The organism is Kitasatospora sp. cg17-2 (genome assembly GCF_054031055.1).
Genome location: NZ_CM132923.1, coordinates 5,374,983 through 5,394,725 on the forward strand (window position 1 = coordinate 5,374,983; position 19,743 = coordinate 5,394,725).

Below are 19,743 nucleotides of genomic sequence, written 5' to 3' on the forward strand. Positions count from 1 at the left end.
GGGTTTCGGGCCGTTTACGGGAGGGAAGTGAGGATTGCCTCGAACGGGTGATGCGTGGTTGCTGTTCCGGCAGGGGCGTCCGGGTCATTACTCTCGGGTAGGTGAGCACTGGAACAGATCCCCTCGCCCCGCTGGCCCAGCTCCCCGGGGTGCCCGACGCGGTGGCCGAGGTGCGCAAGGCCGTCGACCGCCTCTACGGCCACCGGGTGATGCGCCGCCGCGCGGCCGAGGTCACCTCCGAGTCGGCCCTGCGCGGCGCCCGCGCCTCCGCCGCGCTGGCGGGCTCGGACTGGCCGCTGGAGGAGGTCCGCCGCCGCAGCGACTTCGGCGCCGACCCCGAGGCCCGGACGGTGGGCGCCGCCCTGCGGATCTCCGCCGAGGCGGGGCAGCTGCTGAGCATCTGGCGGCACTCGCCGCTCCAGGTGCTGGCCCGGCTGCACCTGCTGGCGGTCGGCGACACCGACCCGGTGGCGGGCCGGCCGAGGCAGGCCGGGGAGGGCGTCGAGCACCTCTTCCCGCTGGAACTGAAGCCCGCCGAAGGGGTCGCGGCGGACGCGGCCCCGTCCGCCGGGCCGGCCGCTCCGGAGGGGCCCGTGCCGGCCCTGCCGGCGCCGCCCGGCCCGGAGGAGGTCGCCGCCCGGCTGGACCAGCTGTCCCGGCTGCTGGTGGCCCGCGCCGAGGGCCAGGGGGTCGGGACGCCGGCCCTGGTGGTCTCCTCGATCGTGCAGGGCGAACTGCTGGCGCTGCGGCCGTTCGGCTCCTACAACGGCCTGATCGCCCGCGCCGCCGCGCGGATCGTGCTGATCGCGGAGGGTCTCGACCCGAAGTCGATCTGCCCGGCCGAGGTGGGGCTCGTGGAGCTGGGGACGGACGCCTACCGGCGCGCGCTGGCCGGCTACCTGGCGGGGACGCCGGAGGGGCTGGCGGCCTGGATCGGCCACTGTGGGCGGGCGCTGCGGCTCGGGGTCCGGGAGAGCACGGCGGTCTGCGAGGCGATGCAGCGCGGCATGGTCTGAGCGGGCCGAGCGCGGGCGGGCCCCGGTCCGGTGCGTGAACGGGCCGCGGACCGCTCCTGGGCGGGCCCCGCGAGCCGCGGACGGCTTCGGGCGGGCTCCGGCCGCGCTCCGGACACAAGGATGCGGCGGCACCTGATCCTGCCGGGTGCCGCCGCTGGCACAGATGCCGGGTGACCATGCATGCACCGGAAAGTGCCGATCAGACGGGGATCCTGCCCGTTCGTCTGGTGCGGCGGCCCGACAGCGGGTCGGCTGCATGTGGGTGCTCGGTTATCTGTGCACACGGTCCGTGGGGCCTGAACTGCGTTGTCGGTTTGACCTCTTAGGTCCTGACCGGGTCTCGCGGGCCGTGATTCCTTTGTATCGCGTTTCGGGCGAAAGGGGAACCCGAAATGGGAAGTCTTCGACTTTTGCCCGGTTTGTCCAAGGGGTGTCGGACCGGCGTCGCCCCGGTCGGGGGCTCCGTGGGTCAGGCCGAGGGGTGGCGGCGCCGACGGGTCGCGTACCAGACGGCGCCTGCGGTCAGGAGCGCCGCGCCGACCGCCACCGCCGTCAGCACCGAGCGGCTCGGCGCCGAGAACTCCGGGAGCCGCCGCCGGAGTTCCACCGGCCGGTCGAAGACCAGGACCGGCCACTCCCGCGCCAGTGCCTCCTTGCGCAGCGCCCGGTCGGGGTTGACCGCCGACGGGTGGCCGACGGCCTCCAGCAGGGGCAGGTCCGTCGACGAGTCGCTGTAGGCGTAGCACTCGGCCAGGTCGTAGCCCTCGACCTCGGCCAACTCCCGGATGGCGGCGGCCTTGTTCTCGGCGTAGGCGTAGTACTCGATCTCGCCGGTGTAGCAGCCGTCCTCGATCTGCAGCCGGGTGGCGATCACGTGGTCCGCGCCCAGCAGTGCGCCGATCGGCTCGACCACCTCGGAGCCGGAGCTGCTGACGATGACCACGTCCCGGCCGGCCGCGTGGTGCTGCTCGATGAGCGAGGCGGCCTCGTCGTAGATGATCGGATCGATCAGGTTGTGCAGGGTCTCGGCGACGATCTCGCGGACCTGCTGCACGTTCCAGCCCCGGGTCAGCGCGGAGAGGTACTGCCGCATCTTCTCCATCTGGTCGTGGTCCGCGCCGCCCACCAGAAAGACGAACTGGGCGTACGCACTTCGCAGGACGGCCCGACGGTTGATCAGGCCGCCCTGGTAGAACGGACGGCTGAACGCCAGGGCGCTCGACTTGGCGATGATCGTCTTGTCCAGGTCGAAGAAGGCCGCGGTCCGCGGGCCGGCCGGGCGCGGTCGCGCGGCCGCCGGGCGGGTCGCGGACGGGCCGGAGCCGGCCGCTCCGGGCCGCGGGGCGGTCACGGCCGTCCCCTCGGACCCGTCGGACCCCGGGGCCCCTCCGGTTCCGGCAGCGGCTGCGGCGGTGGAGTCCGGGGACTCGTCGGCGTACTCGTCGGCGTTCTCGGTGGTGTCCACGGGAACCGAGGATAGAGGGCTCCGCAAAACTGCCCGCCATTCGGCGTACTCGCGGGCGTGCGGGTTTGTGTTTCTGGCCGCTCGGGTACACCATGGAAGTCACGGATCGTTCGCGACCGTGCTAACCCGGTCCGGCTCCTCCCCCCCGAGTCGGGCCGTGGATAGACGACCCCCGCTCTCCCCCCCGGCGGGGGTCGTCGCACGTCCGGAGCCGTTTTCGGGGCTCGGACGGCAGGCCCGGCGGATCCGCCGGTTGATCCGGGCGATCTCTACGGGGGGTGTCGGCCCGCCCGGCTGTCCTGACAATTTCGTCACTCTCCGTAGAGCTTTGGTCATGTCCAGCTCCGGAGCCACCTCCCCTGGAATGAGGATCGGACCTGCTCCGGGGAGTACGTGGCGCGTGCGTCCCTATCCCGCTCCGCCAGGTATGGCGGTTTCATCTCCGTGAGCCCGATTAGTCAATTCTTTGTCCAATAGCCCCCCGTCCGGGTGAACGTTTTCCTCCACAGCCCCCGAGTTGTCCACAGGGAATCGGAACCCGGAGGACGGAATCGGGATCACCGTCCAACGTGATGCCCGGCAGCGGCTGCCGGGCCCGGTCCCCTGGGCCCTCGGCCGACTGCCGGACCTTTCACAGGTGTGCCCGGCCGCCGTGCGCGGCCGGGCACCGGGACAGGGGAGCCGCCATGTCGAAGCCCATCACCGACCACGCCGCCACCGGCGGGCCCGAGCCCGCCCGGCCGCTCGTTCTCACCGGGAACGACGCGCTGGCCGAGCACCTGCTGCGGATCTGCGCGGCGGCCGGCACCGATCCCAGGCTGATCCGGGGTGCGCCGCCGCGCGAGCTCTGGGAGGAGGCCTCGCTGGTCCTGGTCGGCGACGACCGGGCCGGGCACTGCGCCGCGATGCCCCGCAGACCGGGGGTGCTCCTGCTCGGGCTGGACCTCGACGACGCCGGCGTCTGGGTCAGGGCCGTCCAACTCGGCGCGGAGCACGTGCTGTTCCTGCCGGACGCGGAGACCTGGCTGCTCGACCGGATCGCCGACGCGGTCGAGGGCGTCGGCCCGCCCGCCCGCACCGTCGCCGTCATGGGCGGCCGGGGCGGCGCGGGTGCCTCGACCCTGGCCTGCGCGCTCGCGGTGACCGCCGCGCGCCGGGGCCTGCGTACCGTCCTCGTCGACGGCGACCCGCTCGGTGGCGGGCTCGACATCCTGCTCGGCGGCGAGACGGCGGCGGGCCTGCGCTGGCCGGACCTCGCAGGCTCCCGGGGCCGGGTCAGCGGCGCCGAGCTGGCCCGGGCGCTGCCCGCGCTCAAGCGGCTCGGCACGCTGGCCTGCCTGTCCTGGGACCGCGGCGACACCCCGGCGGTGCCGTCCGAGGCCATGCGCAGCGTCCTCGCCGCCGCGCGCCGGGGCGGCGGTCTGGTGGTGGTCGACGTGCCCCGGAGGTTGGACGCGGCGGCCGGTCAGGCGCTGGAGCAGTCCGACACGGCGCTGCTGGTGGTGCCCGCCGAGCTGAGGGCGGTGGCGGCCGCCGACCGGGTGGCCGCGTCGGTGCGGATGCGGCTCGACGACGTGCGGGTGGTGGTGCGTCCGCCTGGGCCGTTCGGGCTCCCAGCGCACCGGATCGCCCGGGGGCTGCGGATGCAGCTCGCCGGGGTGCTGGATCCGGAGCCGGGCCTGACCGTCGACCTCGAACAGGGGGTGCCGCCCGGCATCCGCGAGGGCGGGCCGCTCGCCAGGTTCTGCGGGGCCTTCCTCGACGAGGTGCTGCCGACGGTGCCGGCGGTCGAGGGGGGTGTGTACTGATGGTGCGACTGCGGAGGGCGGGCGGTGCCGGGGATCCCGGCGCGGGTCGGCCGGGCGTCGGCGGGGCCGGTGGAGCGGCTCCGGCGGGCGGTTACCGGTCGGGGCACGGGGGTGACGGGCCGGGCGAGCGGCGGGTGCTGCGGGGCCTGCCCGGCCCCGGGAGCGGTCCGGCGGCCCGGCCGGGGCCGGAACCGAACCCCTACGGGCGGACGGCGCGGGAGGAGCGCGCCGCCGCGCTGGTGGACGCCGTCCGCCTGCGGCTGGCCGAGTCCGGGGCCGTGCCGACCGCCGGTTCGGTGGCGAGCGCCCTGCGGGCCGCCCGGCCGCCGCTCGGCGGTGACGACGTCCTCGACACCGTGCGCTCGTTGTGCGCCGAACTGGTGGGCGCGGGCCCGCTGGAGCGGCTGCTGGCGGCGCCCGATGTCACGGACGTCCTGGTCAACGGGCCGGACGAGATCTGGTTCGACCGGGGCGGCGGCCTGCGCCGGGCCACCGGCGTCCGCTTCGCCGACGCCGAGGCGGTGCGGCGGCTGGCCCACCGCCTCGCCACGGCGGCCGGGCGGCGGCTCGACGACGCGCGGCCCTGGGTGGACGCCCGACTGCCGGACGGCACGCGACTGCACGCCGTCCTGCCGCCGATCGCCGCCGGATGCACCCACATCTCACTGCGGGTGTGCCGCTCCCGGCCCTTCACCGTCGACGAGTTGGTGGCGGGCGGGGCACTCCCGCCGCGCGGCGGCGAGCTGCTGGCGGCCGTTGTGCGGGCCCGGCTCTCGCTGCTGGTGAGCGGGGGCACCGGCACCGGGAAGACCACACTCCTCGCGGCGTTGCTCGGCCTGGTCGGTCCGGAGGAGCGGATCGTCGTCGCCGAGGACTCCGCCGAGCTCCTGCCCGACCACCCGCACGTGGTGCGGCTCCAGGCCAGGCCGCCCAATCAGGAGGGGCTGGGCGAGCTGACCCTGCGGGACCTCGTCCGCCAGGCGCTGCGGATGCGCCCCGACCGGCTGGTGATCGGCGAGGTGCGCGGCGCCGAGGTCGCCGACCTGCTGGCGGCCCTCAACACCGGCCACGAGGGCGGCACGGGGACGGTCCACGCCAACACGGCGGCGGACGTCCCGGTCCGGCTGGAGGCGCTCGGCTCGCTGGCCGGGATGGACCGGCCGGCGCTGCACAGCCAGCTCCGGGCGGCCCTCGACCTGGTGGTGCACCTGGTGCGGGAGCCGGGTACCGGGAGACGCCGGGTCGCCGAGATCCACACCCTGGGCGGCGACCGGCACGGGCTGGCCGTCACCACGCCCGCCGTGGCGTTCACGGCGGACGGCGGCACGGTGCCGGGGCCCGGCTGGACCAGGCTCGGCCGGCTGCTCGCCGCCCGTGGGGTCGTCCTCGCGGACGGGCCGCCGTGACTGCGGGACGGGTGGAGGGGGCGTTCCTGCTGATGCTGTGCGGCTGCGCGGTGGGTGCGGTGCTGCTCCTCGGGCCGGGGAGCGGGTGGAGGGACCGACGGAGGACGGTCGCTGGTCGCGGCCGTGGCTGGTGTCGGTGCCGCGGTCGGCCTGTCGGTCGGCTCGGTGGTCAGTGCGGTGATCGGTGCGGTGATCGGGACGAGGAGGGAGGCAAGGGCCTTGGAGCTGTACGGGATTGTGCTGGGGTGCTGGCTGGTGCTGGCCGTTGTCGCGGTGGCGGGGTGGTGCCGGCTGCAGCGGCAGTTGGCGGGTGGTCGTCGGGCCGGTGCGTTGCTGACCGGGGTCGCGGGCGACTACGGCGGGGCCGGGCACGGGAGCGGCGGCGTGGGCCGCGTGGGAGCGCGACCGGTGGCAGCGGTCGCGCGGTGGTCGGTGGGTCCCCGGCGGACTGTTCGGCGGGCCCCGGAACTGCTGCTCCTGCCCGGGGGGTTGGCGGTGGGGTGGGCGACGGCGTCGCCCGTCCCGGTGCTGGCGGCGCTCCTGGCGGTCCTGCCGGCCCGCAGGTGGCGGTCGCGGCGTGCCGCGGCGGCCGAGGCGCGGTACCGGTCGGCCGCCGTGGTGGAGCTGTGCGCCGGACTGGCGGGCGAGTTGCGCGGCGGGGCGACACCCGAGCAGGCGCTCCACCTGGTGACCACGAGGATCGCGGCCGACCGGGCGGTGCTGGAGCGGATCGGTGCCGAGGCGGTCGCCCGGCTCGCGGCCGGCCGGTACGGCGCGGACGTCCCTGCGGCGTTCCGGTTGCTCGCCGAACGGCCGGGCGGGAGCGGGGCGGCGGCGGTGGCCGCCTGCTGGGAGGTCGCCTCTGCCAGTGGTTCGGGTCTGGCGGTCGGGCTGGACGGAGTGGCGGAGGCGCTGCGCGTCGAGCGGGCGCTGGTGGAGGAGATCGCCGCCGAACTCGCGGCGCCGCGCACCACGATCGCGGTCCTGGCGGCCCTGCCGCTGGCGGGGTTGCTGCTCGGTGCGGCACTCGGCGCCCGGCCGCTGGAGGTGCTGCTCCACACACCCGCCGGGCTGGCCTCCCTGGCGGTGGGCGCGGCCCTGGAGGGGCTGGGCCTGGTCTGGACGGCCCGCATCGTCCGCGCGGCCGCCGACGGTGCGCCGGTGACCGACCCGGGCCACGAGTCGGGCTACGACTCGGGCCAGGGGCCCGGCAGTGAGCCGGGTGCCGGGCGGGGCCGGGCGTCGGACAGGAGCGGCGTCGACGGGCCCGAGGAGTGGCGTTGCGGGATCACCCGCACCAGGGCACGGAGCCGGTCCGGCCCCGCGCGGCCGAGCGGGGCGTTCCGGCGGGAGGTGCTGCCGTGGTGACCAGGGTGCCGGGCCGGGCCCGCGTGGTGGCGCCGGAGCCCGCGACGGTCCGCGAGGGCGGCCGCAGGGACGGGCGCGCACGAGGGAGTCGGGCAGGAGGAGGGACACGGATGGAGTGGGTGGCCGAGCGTGCGGCGCCGTTGGTGTGCGCTGCGGCGGTGTTGGCGGGAGCGACGGCCGGAGGCCGGGCCCGGCGCCGGTGGCGGGCGCGTCGCAGGGCGGCCGCCCTGCTGGGTGAGGAGGAGCGGTCGCGTCGAGGGCGGGTCGGTGGGAGGACGCCGCGGCGCCGGCCGACGGCACGGGGGAGTCCGGCCCTGCCGGGGCGGGTCCGACGGGCGGCGACGGCGCTGGGCGCCGGGCTCGGAGCGGCGGTCTTCCTCGGCGGGACGGCGGGTCTGGTGGCGGGTGGACTGCTGGCGGCCGGGTTGCACCGGTGGCTGCCCCGGGCGAGGTCACCGGCGGAGCGGCGGGCCGAACTGGACGAGGCAAGACTGCTGCGGCAGTTGCCGCTCACCGCCGAACTGCTGGCGGCCTGCCTCGGTTCGGCCGCCTCACCGGCGGAGGCCGTCGCGGCGGTGGGCGGGAGCGTCGGCGCCCCGATGGGGCCCCGGCTGCTGTCCACGGCGGCCGAACTCGCCCTGGGAGCGCCCCCGGAGCTCTGCTGGCACCGGCTCGGGGAGGAGCACCTGCCGTTGGCGCCGCTGGCCCGTTGCCTGGTCCGGACGAGCCTGAGCGGAGCCCCGGCGGCAACGGCGCTCGCCGGGTTGGCGAGCGGCCAACGGGCCGAGGCGGTCCGGGCGGCGCACGCCCGGGTCAGGCGGGCGGGAGTGCTCGCGACGGCCCCGCTCGGGCTGTGCTTCCTCCCGGCGTTCGTCCTGATCGGTGTCGTCCCGGTGGTGGTGGGGCTCACCACGCGTTTCTCGCAGTCGATGTGACGCATCGACCGTGTGCCTCGGCCGTGTGCCGGGCGGTCCGCCGATCGGTCGGCGCGGCCGCCGGTGCGACGGTCTCCTGTCGGATTCGAAGCTCGGAAGCATCCGAGCGGCAAGGAGGAAACTCATGGACCTGGCGATCGGTCCCGTGGTCGTGGCGGGCACGGGGAGAGGAACGGCCGGCGTGGGTGCGGGCCCGGGCGTGGGGCCGGGCTGGGGACGCTCGCCCGGGAGGCCGGTGGTCCGGAGCCGGCACGCGGCCCGGTTGTTGGTCCGGCTCGTGGTTCGGCGGGCGATCCGGCGTCGGGGCCGGATCGGGCTCGGCGGTCCCGACGCGGGAATGACCACGTCGGAGTACGCGGTCGGCACGCTCGGGGCGTGTGCCGTGGCGGCCGCGCTCTACAAGGTGGCGACCAGTGCGGCGGTGATGGAGGCGCTGCACGCCGCCCTGGACCGGGCGCTCCATGCGACCTGACCCGTCGTCGGCTCCGCCCCCGGGGCAGCGGCCGTCGGCGCGGCCGAGCGGCCGACGGCGTGGCGACGCCGGGTTCGTCACCGCCGAGACCGCCGTCGCACTGCCGGCCCTGGTGCTGCTGGCCGCGCTGCTGGTCTGGGCCGTCCTCGCGGCAGCCGCCCAACTCCGCTGTGTCGACGCGGCACGCGTGGGAGCCAGGGCGGCCGCGCGCGGGGAGGCCGATGCCGCCGGGGTGGCGCGGGCGGCCGCGCCACCCGGTGCGGCGGTCCTGGTCGACCTGGCGTCCGACACCGTCCGGGTCACCGTGGACGCGCCGTACGGGGCGCCGGGGCGGTTCGCGGAGGTGCTCGCGGTGCGGGTGGGCGCCACGGCGGTCGCGGCCAGGGAGGACACCCTGAAAGGAGCCGAGGGAGGTGGTGGTCCGTGGCCGGGGTGAGGTCTCGCGGGCGGCGGTCGGACACCGGCTCGGCGACGGTCTGGCTGCTGGCGGGCGTACTGCTCGGCGGCACGGCGTTCACCGCCGCGCTCTCCTTGGGCGTGGTGGTCGGGGCCCGCCACCGCGCGGAGTCCGCCGCGGACCTGGCCGCGCTGGCGGCCGCCGACCGGCTGTTGGTGGACGCGGACGGAGGCTGTGCCCGGGCGAGGGCCGTGGCGGCGGCGCAGGCGGCCGCCGTGGTCTCCTGCGCGGCGGACCTCCCGGCGGACGCCGTGGAGGTGGTGGCCGAGGTGCCGGTCACGGGACTCCCGGTGCGGTTGCCGCTCGGTCCGGCGCGGGCCCGGGCCCGCGCCGGACCGCTCCGGGCCGCGGTTCCGCCGACGGACGAGGAGGCGCGGGTCGCCCTGGGCCTGGGCGGGGCCGGTCCGCCCGGAGGCGGCCCGTGAGCCCCAGGGCGGGCAGTCGTCCGGTCAGTCCGTGGAACCGCCGGCTTCGTCGGCCTCCTCGGCCGTCTCGCCCGTCCCAGCGGCTCCCGGGCCCACCTCCGCGTCCTCCGCCGCCCCGGCGTCCCCTGCCGCGTTTCCCGCCCCCGCCTCCCCCGCCGCCCCGGCGGCCTCGGGAGCCCCGGCGGCCTCGGGAGCACCGGCGAGCAGGACGTCCAGCAGCCGGACGGCGGCCGCCTTGTCGAGCGGGTCGTTCCCGTTGCCGCACTTGGGCGACTGGACGCAGGACGGGCAGCCGCGCTCGCACTCGCAGGCGGCGATCGCCTCCCGGGTGGCGGTCAGCCACTGCACGGCCCGCCGGAAGCCGCGTTCGGCGAAGCCGGCCCCGCCGGGGTGTCCGTCGTAGACGAACACGGTGGGCAGTCCGGTGTCGGGGTGCAGCGGCACCGAGACACCACCGATGTCCCAGCGGTCGCAGGTGGCGAACAGCGGGAGCAGGCCGATCGAGGCGTGCTCGGCGGCATGCGCGGCGCCGGGCAGTTGGTCGGGCGGAATGTCCGCGTCGATCAGCTGGTCCTCGGTGACGGACCACCAGACGGCCCGGGTGCGCAGGGTGCGGGGCGGCAGGTCGAGCTTGCTCTCGCCCATGATCTCCCCGGTGGAGATCCGCTTGCGGAGGTAGCCGACCACCTGGTTGACCACCTCCACCGAACCGAAGCAGAGCCGGCCCTCGCCCCAGTCGACGGTGGTGTCGGTGGAGAGGACGGAGATGGAGGTGATGTCCCTGGCGGAGGTCGTGTAGGGCGGGTCGGCGGGCTCGACCAGGGCGACGGAGTTCTCCAGGTCGAAGTCCCGGACGAGGTAGGTCCGGCCCCGGTGAAGGTGGACGGCCCCGGTGTGCACGGTGGTGTGGGCGGCGGAGGCGTCCACGGTGCCGAGCAGTCGGCCGGTCGGCGCCTCGACGATCTGCACCGGACTGCCGCCGCTGCCCCGCAGGTCGACGGCGTCGGCGGCCCGCTCGCGGCGGGTCCAGTACCAGGCCTCGCCACGTCGGCGGAGCAGTCCGCGACGCTCCAGCACCGGCAGCAGCGGAGCGGCCGAGGGGCCGAACAGCTCCAGGTCGGCGTCGGTGAGCGGCAGCTCGGCGGCGGCGGCGCACAGGTGCGGGGCGAGTACGTGCGGGTTGTCCGGGTCGAGCACGGTGGCCTCCACCGGGGTGGCGAACAGCGCCTCCGGGTGGTGCACCAGGTAGGTGTCCAGCGGGTCGTCCCGGGCGATCAGGACGGCGAGCGCGCCCTGGGCCTCCCGTCCGGCCCGGCCGGCCTGCTGCCAGAGCGAGGCCCGGGTACCGGGGTACCCGGCCATCAGGACGGCGTCCAGACCGGAGATGTCGACCCCGAGTTCGAGGGCGGAGGTGGAGGCGAGGCCGAGCAGCCGGCCGGAGTGGAGTTCGCGCTCCAGGGCCCGGCGCTCGTCGGCGAGGTAGCCGCCGCGGTAAGCGGCGACCCGGTCGGCGAGCGGGCGGCCCAACTGGTCCTGGGTCTGGAGCGCGACGAGTTCGGCGGCCCGCCGGGAGCGGACGAAGACGACGGTGCGGGTCTCCCGCTCGACCAGGTCGGTCAGCAGGTGGGCGGCCTCGGCGGTGGCGGTCCGGCGGACCGGCGCACCCTGTTCGCCGACGTTCTCGGTGAGGGGCGGCTCCCACAGTCCGAAGACCATCGGGCCGCGCGGGGAGGCGTCCTCGGTGACCGCGGCGGCGGGCAGACCGGTCAGCCGGCGGGCGGTGACGGCCGGGTCGGCGGTGGTGGCGGAGGCGAGCAGGAAGACGGGGGAGGAGCCGTAGCGGGCACAGATCCGCCGCAGTCGGCGCAGCACCTGAGCCACGTGCGAGCCGAACACGCCGCGGTAGCTGTGGCACTCGTCCACCACGACGTAGCGGAGCGTCTTGAGGAAGGAGGACCAGCGGGCGTGCGCGGGCAGGATGCCCCGGTGCAGCATGTCCGGATTGGTGAGGACGTAGGAGGCGTACTGGCGGACCCACTCGCGTTCCTCGGGCGGGGTGTCGCCGTCGTAGAGGGCGGCCCGGACGCGGGGCGGGGCGAGTTCCGCGGCCCGGCGGCGCTGGTCGGCGGCGAGTGCCTTGGTGGGGGCGAGGTAGAGCGCGGTCGCGCCCCGGCCGTTGCGGGCCTCGGTGCCGTCCAGCAGGTCGGACAGCACCGGTGCCAGGTATCCGAGCGACTTGCCCGAGGCGGTTCCTGTGGCGATCACCACAGATTGACCGGATTTGGCCAGATTCATCGCCTCCGCCTGGTGGGCCCAGGGCTGCTGGACGCCCGTGTCCCGGGCGGCCGCGGCGATCTCCGGCCGGATCCAGTCGGGCCACGGCGCATAACGGGCGGGCCGGGCGGGAAGGTGCTCCGTATGGGTGAGCCGGTCCGACCGCCCCCGGGCGGTGGACAGGGTCATGAGCAGTGCCTCGGGCAGGCTGTGACGCGGCGGCATGAGGACCCAGTGTGTCACCGGCGTGACGGAGAATCGTCCTAAGCCATCGTGCGGTCATGGTCGCAGGTGGTTGAATGTGGCCGTGACGGCCGTACGGCCGGGGGTCGCAGCGCCGAGGCTTGCCACGCATTCGCTGGGTGTGCCCGGGGTTCGCGACCATGCGGTGACGGCCGTCCGGCCGAGGATCGCAATGACGTAGCAAGGCAAGGTGCTGGAGGTTCCGTGGACCTGTCCCTGTCGACCCGTACAGTCGGCGACCGCACGGTCGTCGAGGTTGGCGGCGAGATCGATGTGTACACCGCCCCCAAGCTGCGCGAGCAGCTGGTCGAGCTCGTCAACGACGGCAGCTACCACCTCGTCGTCGACATGGAGGGCGTGGACTTCCTGGACTCCACCGGCCTCGGTGTGCTGGTGGGCGGGCTGAAGCGGGTGCGTGCCCACGAGGGCTCGCTGCGACTGGTGTGCAACCAGGAGCGCATTCTGAAGATCTTCCGGATCACCGGTCTGACCAAGGTGTTCCCGATCCACACCTCGGTCGAGGACGCGGTCCAGGCGACCGACTGATCAGTCGACCCGATCGACCGGACCGGGCCGGTCCTCCGTGACCGGCCCGTCCGTTCCTCATGCGTCCGGGCGCCGGGGCCCTGTGGCCCCGGCCCGTCCGGTCGTCCCCGGGTCGGCCGTCGCCGGCCCGTAGCGACCGGGGCCGTAGGTCCGGCCTCGGTCGGAACACCCCGAGGGGGAAGAGATGGCAACCGTCGAACTTCGATTCAGCGCGCTCCCCGAGCACGTGCGGACGGCCCGGCTGGTGGCCGCGGCAGTGGCCAGACGGGCGGGGGTCGACGAGTCGGTGCTCGACGAGGTGCGCCTCGCCGTCGGCGAGGCGTGCTCGCGCGCGGTCGGCCTGCACCGGCGCGGTGGCGTGACCGGCGCGGTGCGCGTCGCGCTGACCGACCAGGAGAAGCGTTTCCTCATCGAGGTCGAGGACGAAGCGGGCCTCGACACCGTCCCGTCCACCGCGGCGGACGGCGACCAGGACGAGGACACCCTGGGCCTCGCCGTGCTCACCGGTCTGGTCGAGGACCTGGAGGTCACCAGCGGCGCCGGCGGCGGTCTGATCCGGATGAGCTGGCCGGTCTCGGCGGACGCGCTCGCCGTCTGACACGTCCGGAGGGCGGGTCGCGACGGGCGGGTGTGCCGACCAGCGGGTGCGAGCACGCCCGGGGGTCGTGCGGAAGAGCGGGTCCGAACGGGAATCGGGGGTCGAGCGGCGGCCGTGTAGGTTCGCAGTTCGACGACCGAAACCGAAAGGGCTCTCCCGGTGAACAAGCGACTGCTGGCCGTACCCGCGCTCGGGGCGCTGCTCGCGTTCGGCGCCGTCGGCTGCGGCGACGACAACAGCAAGCAGCTGGACTCCTGGGCGGCGAACGTCTGCGGCGCTGCCAAGGACCCGATCGCCCAGGCGCAGACCGCGCTGGCGGACACCGGCCAGGTGAAGACCGGCGAGGCCCCGGCCGACCTCCAGAAGCGTCTCTCGGCGGACATCGGCCGACTGGCGAAGACCAACCAGGACATCGCCGCCGCCATCGACGGTGCCGGTGCGCCCAAGGTCGACGACGGTACGAACCTGCAGAAGGACACCGTCACCGAGCTCACCAAGGCGGCCGACGGCTACCTGGAGGTCCAGAAGAAGCTGGACGCGCTTCCCAACGCCGACCAGGCGAAGTTCGCCGACGGGCTGCGCAGTGTGGCGGACCAGGTGCAGCAGCTGGCCTCGCTCTCCACGCAGGCGCAGGGCAAGCTCCAGCGCGGTGACCTGGGCTCGGCGATGGCCAAGCAGGAGGGCTGCAAGCCGGGTTCGGCCGCGGCCGCTCCGACGTCCCCGGCGACCGGCGCTCCGTCCGACGGGGCCACTGGCGCGCCCGCGGACGGGACGGCGGGCGGTGCGAGCCCGGCGGCGACCGATGCCTCCGGTACCCAGGCGCCGTCCGCTCCGGCCCCCACCGCCTCGGCGAGCTGATCCCCGCTTCGGCCCACCGGCCCCCGCAGGACCACCCGCCGGGCTGAGCGTCACCCACCGGCGCACGCCCACCTGCCCGACGTACGCCTGCCCGACGTACATCCGCCTGACGCCCACCCGCCTGACGCCCACCCGCCCGGCGCACACCCCCTCGGTCATCGGCCGAGGGGGCGGCGGTGTTGGGGACGGGACAGCCGGGCGGGCGGGGGACAATGGCGGGGTGATCAGTAGCCCCGTTCTCGACCCGACCCGCCTCGCCAAACTGCGCGAGGCGCTGCTCGCCGCCTCGTACACCGCCGACGGCTGCCTGGACCTGCTCGGGCCCACCGGGTACGCGGCGCTGGCCCGCAGCGAGGCGGTGCCCGCGCTGCGGGCGACCCGTGGCGGCAGCCCGCTGGAGACGCTGGTGCGGCTCTTCCTCCTGCAGCAGCCCGTGCCCTACCGGGCGGCCGCCGCCGCGCTGCCGGTGGAGGACTGCCTGGCCGACGGCTGGCTGCGCCCGGACGGCGACTCGGTGCGCGCCACCGTGGACGTCCGGCCCTATGCGAACGAGGTGTCCGGGCTGCCGAGTTCGGACGCCTGGGTGGTCTCCGACCTGGGCTGCGCGGTCGGCGGCGCGGGCGGGATCGGCTCCGGGGAGACCGCGCACGGCGTGGCCCGCAAGGACCTCGTGCTCGGGGTGGGCGGCGCGTCCACCACGCTGGCCAACATCACGGTGCGCCGGCCGGTCCGCTCGGTGCTGGACCTCGGTTCCGGCTCGGGCGTGCAGGCGCTGCACGCCGCCCGGCACGCCCAGCGGGTGACCGCCACCGACCTCAACGAGCGGGCGCTGCGCTTCACCGAGCTGACCCTGGCGCTGTCCGGTTTCGACAGCACCGAGACCGTCGCCGGCAGCCTCTTCGAGCCGGTGGGGGAGCGGCGGTTCGACCTGATCGTCTCCAACCCGCCGTTCGTCATCTCGCCGGGTGGGCGGTTCACCTACCGGGACGGCGGGATGGCCGGGGACGACCTGTGCCGCAGCCTGGTCCGCTCGGCCGCCGACCACCTGGAGCCGGGCGGGCACTGCCAACTGCTGGCCAACTGGCAGCACGTCAAGGGCGAGGACTGGCAGGACCGGCTGGCCGGCTGGGTCGCCGGGACCGGGCTGGACGCCTGGGTCGTCCAGCGCGAGGTGCAGGACGTGGCCCAGTACGCGGAGCTGTGGCTGCGCGACGGCGGCGACCACCGCGGCGCCGGCGGCGACTACCAGGCCCGGTACGGGGAGTGGCTGGACGCCTTCGAGGCCGGCCGGGTCGAGGGCATCGGATTTGGCTGGATCACCCTGCGTGCGGGCGGCGCCGAGCGTCCGACCGTCCGGGTGGAGGAGTGGCCGCACCCGGTCGAGCAGCCGCTCGGTCCGCACATCGAGGAGTGGTTCGACCGGCAGGACTTCCTGCGTACCCACGACGACGCGGCCCTGCTGGCGACGCGCTACGTGCTGGCCGACGAGGTGGTCCAGGAGCAGGTGGGCGCCCCGGGGGCGGAGGACCCGGAGCACGTGGTCCTGCGCCACAACCGGGGGATGCGGCGGGCCACCAAGGTGGACACGGTGGGCGCGGGCTTCGTCGGCGTCTGCGACGGGACGCTGTCGGCGGGCGAGATCGTCGACGCGATCGCGCAACTGCTGGGCGAGGACCGGGTGGTGCTGCGCGACCGGGTGCCGGAGTCGCTGCGGCTGCTCACCGAGCAGGGGTTCATCCAGCCCGCGTCCTGACCGCGTCCAGCCTGCGTCCTGATCGCGTCCTGATTACGGCCTGACCGCGGCACCCGGGACGGACGCGTCCCGGGTGCGCCGGCATGCCCCGGTGCTCCGGTGCTCCGACGCGGGCGTTCGCCGGCGGCGCCCGGTTCACCCCACTGTTTCCCCTGGTTCGCCGGGCGGTCGCCGAACATCTCCCCCTCGTTGGTCCGGGACTGTGAGGCTCTGTCCACAGGCTGTGGACAGAACTGGGGGCGGCCGGGGTGGAAACGACGACGGCGACGGCGGGTGGCGTGATACTCGCCCTCTTCGGCGGCGCACTCCTGCTCTGGTGCGCCGCCGAAGCGCTCCTGCGCCACCGGATCCGGCGCCGGGGGCTGCCGGCCGTCGCCACCGTGGTCCCCGAGTCCGACGTGCACGGGGCGCTCGACAGCGCGCCCCTGCTCTCCTTCGCCACCCGCCCGGCGCCCGGCGGACGGCCGGCAGGTCAATCAGCGGGCCGGACCGGGGGCGCGCCCGGCGGCGAGGCCGGTGAGCTGGTGCTGACCCGGCCCCGGGGCCACACCCCGCTGCGCCGCCCGGCCCATCTCGTACCGGGCGGTTCGGTACGTATCGCCTACGATCCGCGCCGCCCCGACCACGCGGTGCTGGCGGCGGAGGAGGCCGGTCCCCGGCCGCTGGTCGCCGACCTGCTGTGGACGGCGCTCGGCCTCGGCTGCCTGGCCGCCGGAGCCGTCCTGCTCCTCGCCGCGGCCTAGCCGCAGAGCCCCTGTCTCCTCGCGGCGCGCCCGGCGGCGCCGCCCGCCGTCTACCATCCGCGGCGCCCGGGCGCACCCATAATCCGTTGACAGATTTTGAAATCCGTCATTCCATCCTTCGAAACCCGCCGAAGCCCCCTCCGCAGGGCGCGATCCGTCGTCGTCGGGTTACCGTTCGAGTGGCGTCGGTCGGCCTTGCCGGTGAAATCGCGGGAACCGTCCGTTTGACAAGGGTGGCCGGGGTACGGTCACACTCCGCTGGTGGGGTCGTCGTACAGCGGCGGCCCCGGGTCGGTGGAGGGGTCGGGCGGAGCGCAGCCCGTGCTGCCAGCGCCGACCAGCTCACATAACGACCGGGAGAGAAGAGCGAAGGTGTCCCCGAGCAGCGAGACCGCGCACGGACAGCGACTCGTCATTGTCGAGTCGCCGGCCAAGGCGAAGACGATCAAGGGCTACCTTGGCCCCGGCTACATCGTCGAGGCGAGCGTCGGGCACATTCGCGACCTCCCGAGCACGGCCGCCGAGGTCCCGGACAAGTACACCGGTGAGGTGCGCCGCCTCGGGGTGGACGTGGATCACGACTTCGCCCCGATCTACGTGGTGAACGCGGACAAGAAGTCCCAGGTCAGCAAGCTGAAGTCGCTCCTCGCGGAGTCCGACGAACTCTTCCTGGCCACCGATGAGGACCGCGAGGGCGAGGCCATCGCGTGGCACCTCCAGCAGGTGCTCAAGCCCAAGGTGCCGGTGCACCGGATGGTGTTCCACGAGATCACCAAGGCCGCCATCCAGGAGGCCGTGGCCAACCCGCGCGAGCTGAACCAGCGCCTGGTCGACGCCCAGGAGACCCGCCGCATCCTCGACCGCCTGTACGGCTTCGAGGTCTCGCCGGTGCTCTGGAAGAAGGTCATGCCGAAGCTGTCGGCGGGCCGCGTGCAGTCCGTGGCGACCCGGCTGGTCGTCGAGCGCGAGCGGGAGCGGATGGCGTTCCGCTCGGCCTCGTACTGGGACCTGGTCGGCACCTTCGGCACCGGCCGCACCGCCGCCGACGCCGCCAACCCGGAGAACTTCGGCGCCCGGCTGTCCTCCGTCGACGGCAAGCGGATCGCCAGCGGCCGCGACTTCGGCCAGGACGGCCGGCTCAAGGCGGGCAGCTCCGGCACCCTGCACCTGGACGAGCAGGCCGCCCGCGCGCTGGCCGCCGCCCTGGAGCAGACCGCGTTCTCGGTGCGCGGCGTCGAGTCCAAGCCGTACCGGCGCTCGCCGTACGCGCCGTTCCGCACCACCACGCTCCAGCAGGAGGCCAGCCGCAAGCTGGGCTTCGGTGCCAAGCGGACCATGCAGGTGGCCCAGAAGCTGTACGAGAACGGCTTCATCACCTACATGCGTACCGACTCCACCACGCTGTCGGAGACCGCGATCAACGCCGCCCGGGCGCAGGTCACCCAGCTGTACGGCGCCGACTACCTGCCGGACGCGCCCCGCACCTACGCCTCCAAGGTGAAGAACGCCCAGGAGGCACACGAGGCCGTCCGCCCCTCCGGCGACCGCTTCCGCACCCCGGCCGAGACCGGCCTGTCCGGCGACGACTTCCGGCTGTACGAGCTGATCTGGATGCGCACCGTCGCCTCCCAGATGAAGGACGCGGTCGGCCAGTCGGTCACCGTGAAGGTGGGCGGCCGGGCCGCCGACGGCCGGGACGTCGAGTTCTCCGCCTCCGGCAAGATCATCACCTTCCACGGCTTCCTCAAGGCCTACGTCGAGGGCGCCGACGACCCGAACGCCGAGCTGGACGACCGCGAGCGCCGGCTGCCGCAGGTCACCGAGGGCGACCCGCTGGCCGCCGAGCAGCTCACCCCGGAGGGCCACGCGACCAAGCCCCCGGCCCGCTACACCGAGGCCTCGCTGGTCAAGGAGCTGGAGGACCGGGAGATCGGCCGCCCCTCCACCTACGCCTCGATCATCGACACCATCATCGGCCGCCGGTACGTCTTCAAGAAGGGGACGGCGCTGGTGCCGTCGTTCCTCTCCTTCGCCGTGGTCAACCTGCTGGAGAAGCACTTCGGCCGGCTGGTCGACTACGACTTCACCGCGCGGATGGAGGACGACCTCGACCGGATCGCCGCCGGTGAGGCGAAGTCCGTGCCGTGGCTGAAGCGCTTCTACTTCGGCGAGGGCGCCGGCGAGGGCCTGGTCGCGGGCGGCGCCGCCGAGGCCGGCAACGGCGACGGCGACCACCTCGGCGGTCTGAAGGAGCTCGTCACCGACCTCGGCGCGATCGACGCCCGGGAGATCAGCTCGTTCCGGATCAGCGACGACATCACCCTGCGGGTCGGCCGCTACGGCCCCTACGTGGAGCGTGCCTCCGAGGTCGAGGGCGAGCCCGGCCAGCGCGCCGACATCCCGGACGAGATGCCGCCGGACGAGCTGACCGTCGAGCTCGCCGAGGAGCTGCTGGCCCGGCCCAGCGGTGACTTCGAGCTCGGCCCGGACCCGGTCTCCGGCAACATGCTGGTCGCCAAGGACGGCCGCTACGGCCCGTACGTCACCGAGATCCTGCCCGAGGGCACCCCCAAGACCGGCAAGAACGCGGTCAAGCCCCGGACCGCCTCGCTGTTCAAGACGATGTCGCCGGACACCGTCACCCTGGACGAGGCGCTGAAGCTGCTCTCGCTGCCGCGCGTGGTCGGCGTCGACCAGGACGGCGTGGAGATCACCGCGCAGAACGGCCGCTACGGCCCGTACCTCAAGCGCGGCACCGACTCCCGCTCGCTCACCGACGAGGAGCAGCTGTTCACGGTCACGCTGGAGGAGGCGCTGGCGATCTACGCCCAGCCCAAGCAGCGCGGCCGGGCCGCCGCCGCGCCGCCGCTCAAGGAGCTGGGCACCGACCCGGTCAGCGAGCGTCCGGTGGTGGTCAAGGACGGCCGGTTCGGCCCGTACGTGACCGACGGCGAGACCAACGCCACGCTCCGCAAGGACGACGAGGTCGAGACCATCACGCCCGAGCGCGGCTACGAGCTGCTCGCCGAGAAGCGGGCGCGCGGGCCGGTGAAGAAGACGGCGAAGAAGGCCCCGGCGAAGAAGGCGGCGGCCAAGAAGACCGCCACCAAGACCGCGGCCAAGAAGACCACGGCGGCGGCCAAGACGGCGGCGAAGAAGACCACCACCGTGAAGAAGGCCGCCACCAAGACGGCGGCGGCCAAGACCGCGGCCGGCAAGACGGCGGCCGCGAAGACCGCGGCGAGCAGCACCGCCGCGAGCAAGTCCACCGCCACCGACGAGGGCTGATCCCCGGTCGGTGGCACCCGGGCCCGCGTCCGCTCCGGCGGCGCGGGCCCGTCCCGTTCGCGGCGGGGGCGTGACAGGGGCGTACGCG

At 74.9% G+C, this 19,743-nt stretch carries 16 protein-coding genes; 14 read left to right on the forward strand and 2 right to left on the reverse strand.

What is annotated here, in order from left to right; translation table 11 throughout:
• Positions 1–101: 101 nt before the first annotated feature.
• Positions 102–1,016 carry an oxidoreductase gene (locus tag ACW14Y_RS22810; RefSeq protein ID WP_456983224.1) on the forward strand — a complete coding sequence of 305 codons (915 nt, stop codon included), beginning with the start codon at positions 102–104 and terminating at the stop codon, positions 1,014–1,016.
• 469 nt (positions 1,017–1,485) lie between these two features.
• Here the strand turns inward: ACW14Y_RS22810 and ACW14Y_RS22815 are convergent, their stop codons facing one another.
• A complete protein-coding gene (locus tag ACW14Y_RS22815) occupies positions 1,486–2,262 on the reverse strand; it encodes an HAD family hydrolase (RefSeq protein WP_380299631.1) in 777 nt (258 codons plus the stop codon).
• Positions 2,263–3,167: 905 nt separating this feature from the next.
• Between ACW14Y_RS22815 and ssd the strand changes: the two genes are divergently transcribed.
• The 7 genes from ssd to ACW14Y_RS22850 all read left to right on the forward strand — a co-directional run bounded on the left by ssd (position 3,168) and on the right by ACW14Y_RS22850 (position 9,352).
• Positions 3,168–4,289, forward strand: coding sequence for a septum site-determining protein Ssd (gene ssd, locus ACW14Y_RS22820; RefSeq protein WP_456983226.1), 1,122 nt, complete (start codon positions 3,168–3,170; stop codon positions 4,287–4,289).
• Positions 4,289–5,695 (forward strand): TadA family conjugal transfer-associated ATPase, encoded by a 1,407-nt coding sequence (locus tag ACW14Y_RS22825; protein ID WP_456983228.1) that lies wholly within the window; start codon positions 4,289–4,291, stop codon positions 5,693–5,695. Before ssd ends, ACW14Y_RS22825 begins: the two co-directional genes overlap by 1 nt.
• Positions 5,696–5,914: 219 nt before the next feature.
• Entirely contained in the window at positions 5,915–7,063 is a 1,149-nt protein-coding gene (locus tag ACW14Y_RS22830) for a type II secretion system F family protein (protein WP_456983230.1), read from the forward strand.
• Between the two features lie 398 nt (positions 7,064–7,461).
• Positions 7,462–7,998, forward strand: coding sequence for a type II secretion system F family protein (locus ACW14Y_RS22835; protein ID WP_456983232.1), 537 nt, complete (start codon positions 7,462–7,464; stop codon positions 7,996–7,998).
• A 124-nt stretch (positions 7,999–8,122) separates the two neighbouring features.
• A complete protein-coding gene (locus ACW14Y_RS22840) occupies positions 8,123–8,470 on the forward strand; it encodes a DUF4244 domain-containing protein (protein WP_456983234.1) in 348 nt (115 codons plus the stop codon).
• Positions 8,460–8,906, forward strand: a complete 447-nt coding sequence (locus ACW14Y_RS22845; protein WP_380385457.1) for a TadE family type IV pilus minor pilin — start codon at positions 8,460–8,462, stop codon at positions 8,904–8,906. The genes ACW14Y_RS22840 and ACW14Y_RS22845 overlap by 11 nt, the downstream gene beginning before the upstream one ends.
• Positions 8,894–9,352, forward strand: coding sequence for an Rv3654c family TadE-like protein (locus ACW14Y_RS22850; RefSeq protein WP_456983236.1), 459 nt, complete (start codon positions 8,894–8,896; stop codon positions 9,350–9,352). The genes ACW14Y_RS22845 and ACW14Y_RS22850 overlap by 13 nt, the downstream gene beginning before the upstream one ends.
• Positions 9,353–9,376: 24 nt before the next feature.
• On the opposite strand, the gene ACW14Y_RS22855 is transcribed toward ACW14Y_RS22850, so the two are convergent.
• The gene (locus ACW14Y_RS22855; protein WP_456983238.1) at positions 9,377–11,851 is read right to left on the reverse strand and encodes a DEAD/DEAH box helicase; all 2,475 of its coding nucleotides are present in this window, start codon (positions 11,849–11,851) and stop codon (positions 9,377–9,379) included.
• A 222-nt stretch (positions 11,852–12,073) separates the two neighbouring features.
• Here ACW14Y_RS22855 and bldG point away from each other — a divergent pair, with 222 nt between their 5' ends.
• The 6 genes from bldG (at position 12,074) to topA (ending at position 19,655) form a co-directional block, all read left to right on the forward strand.
• Entirely contained in the window at positions 12,074–12,415 is a 342-nt protein-coding gene (bldG, locus tag ACW14Y_RS22860; protein WP_030392670.1) for an anti-sigma factor antagonist BldG, read from the forward strand.
• Positions 12,416–12,599: 184 nt separating this feature from the next.
• The gene (locus tag ACW14Y_RS22865; protein WP_380299602.1) at positions 12,600–13,013 is read left to right on the forward strand and encodes an ATP-binding protein; all 414 of its coding nucleotides are present in this window, start codon (positions 12,600–12,602) and stop codon (positions 13,011–13,013) included.
• A gap of 159 nt (positions 13,014–13,172) precedes the next feature.
• On the forward strand, positions 13,173–13,871 hold the full coding sequence (locus tag ACW14Y_RS22870) for a hypothetical protein (RefSeq protein WP_380299601.1): 699 nt from the start codon (positions 13,173–13,175) through the stop codon (positions 13,869–13,871).
• 220 nt (positions 13,872–14,091) lie between these two features.
• Positions 14,092–15,624 (forward strand): DUF7059 domain-containing protein, encoded by a 1,533-nt coding sequence (locus ACW14Y_RS22875; protein ID WP_380299600.1) that lies wholly within the window; start codon positions 14,092–14,094, stop codon positions 15,622–15,624.
• A gap of 278 nt (positions 15,625–15,902) precedes the next feature.
• On the forward strand, positions 15,903–16,367 hold the full coding sequence (locus ACW14Y_RS22880) for a DUF3592 domain-containing protein (protein WP_380299599.1): 465 nt from the start codon (positions 15,903–15,905) through the stop codon (positions 16,365–16,367).
• A 372-nt stretch (positions 16,368–16,739) separates the two neighbouring features.
• Positions 16,740–19,655, forward strand: coding sequence for a type I DNA topoisomerase (gene topA / locus ACW14Y_RS22885; protein ID WP_402722899.1), 2,916 nt, complete (start codon positions 16,740–16,742; stop codon positions 19,653–19,655).
• The last annotated feature ends 88 nt before the right edge of the window (positions 19,656–19,743 follow it).

Excerpts from the sequence above, each read along its gene's own strand:
- ACW14Y_RS22865 (WP_380299602.1), top strand. The coding sequence starts at position 12,600 with ATGGCAACCGTCGAACTTCGATTCAGCGCGCTCCCCGAGCACGTGCGG.
- ACW14Y_RS22855 (WP_456983238.1), bottom strand. The coding sequence starts at position 11,851 with ATGCCGCCGCGTCACAGCCTGCCCGAGGCACTGCTCATGACCCTGTCC.
- ACW14Y_RS22825 (WP_456983228.1), top strand. The coding sequence starts at position 4,289 with ATGGTGCGACTGCGGAGGGCGGGCGGTGCCGGGGATCCCGGCGCGGGT.
- ssd (WP_456983226.1), top strand. The coding sequence starts at position 3,168 with ATGTCGAAGCCCATCACCGACCACGCCGCCACCGGCGGGCCCGAGCCC.
- ACW14Y_RS22845 (WP_380385457.1), top strand. The coding sequence starts at position 8,460 with ATGCGACCTGACCCGTCGTCGGCTCCGCCCCCGGGGCAGCGGCCGTCG.
- ACW14Y_RS22840 (WP_456983234.1), top strand. The coding sequence starts at position 8,123 with ATGGACCTGGCGATCGGTCCCGTGGTCGTGGCGGGCACGGGGAGAGGA.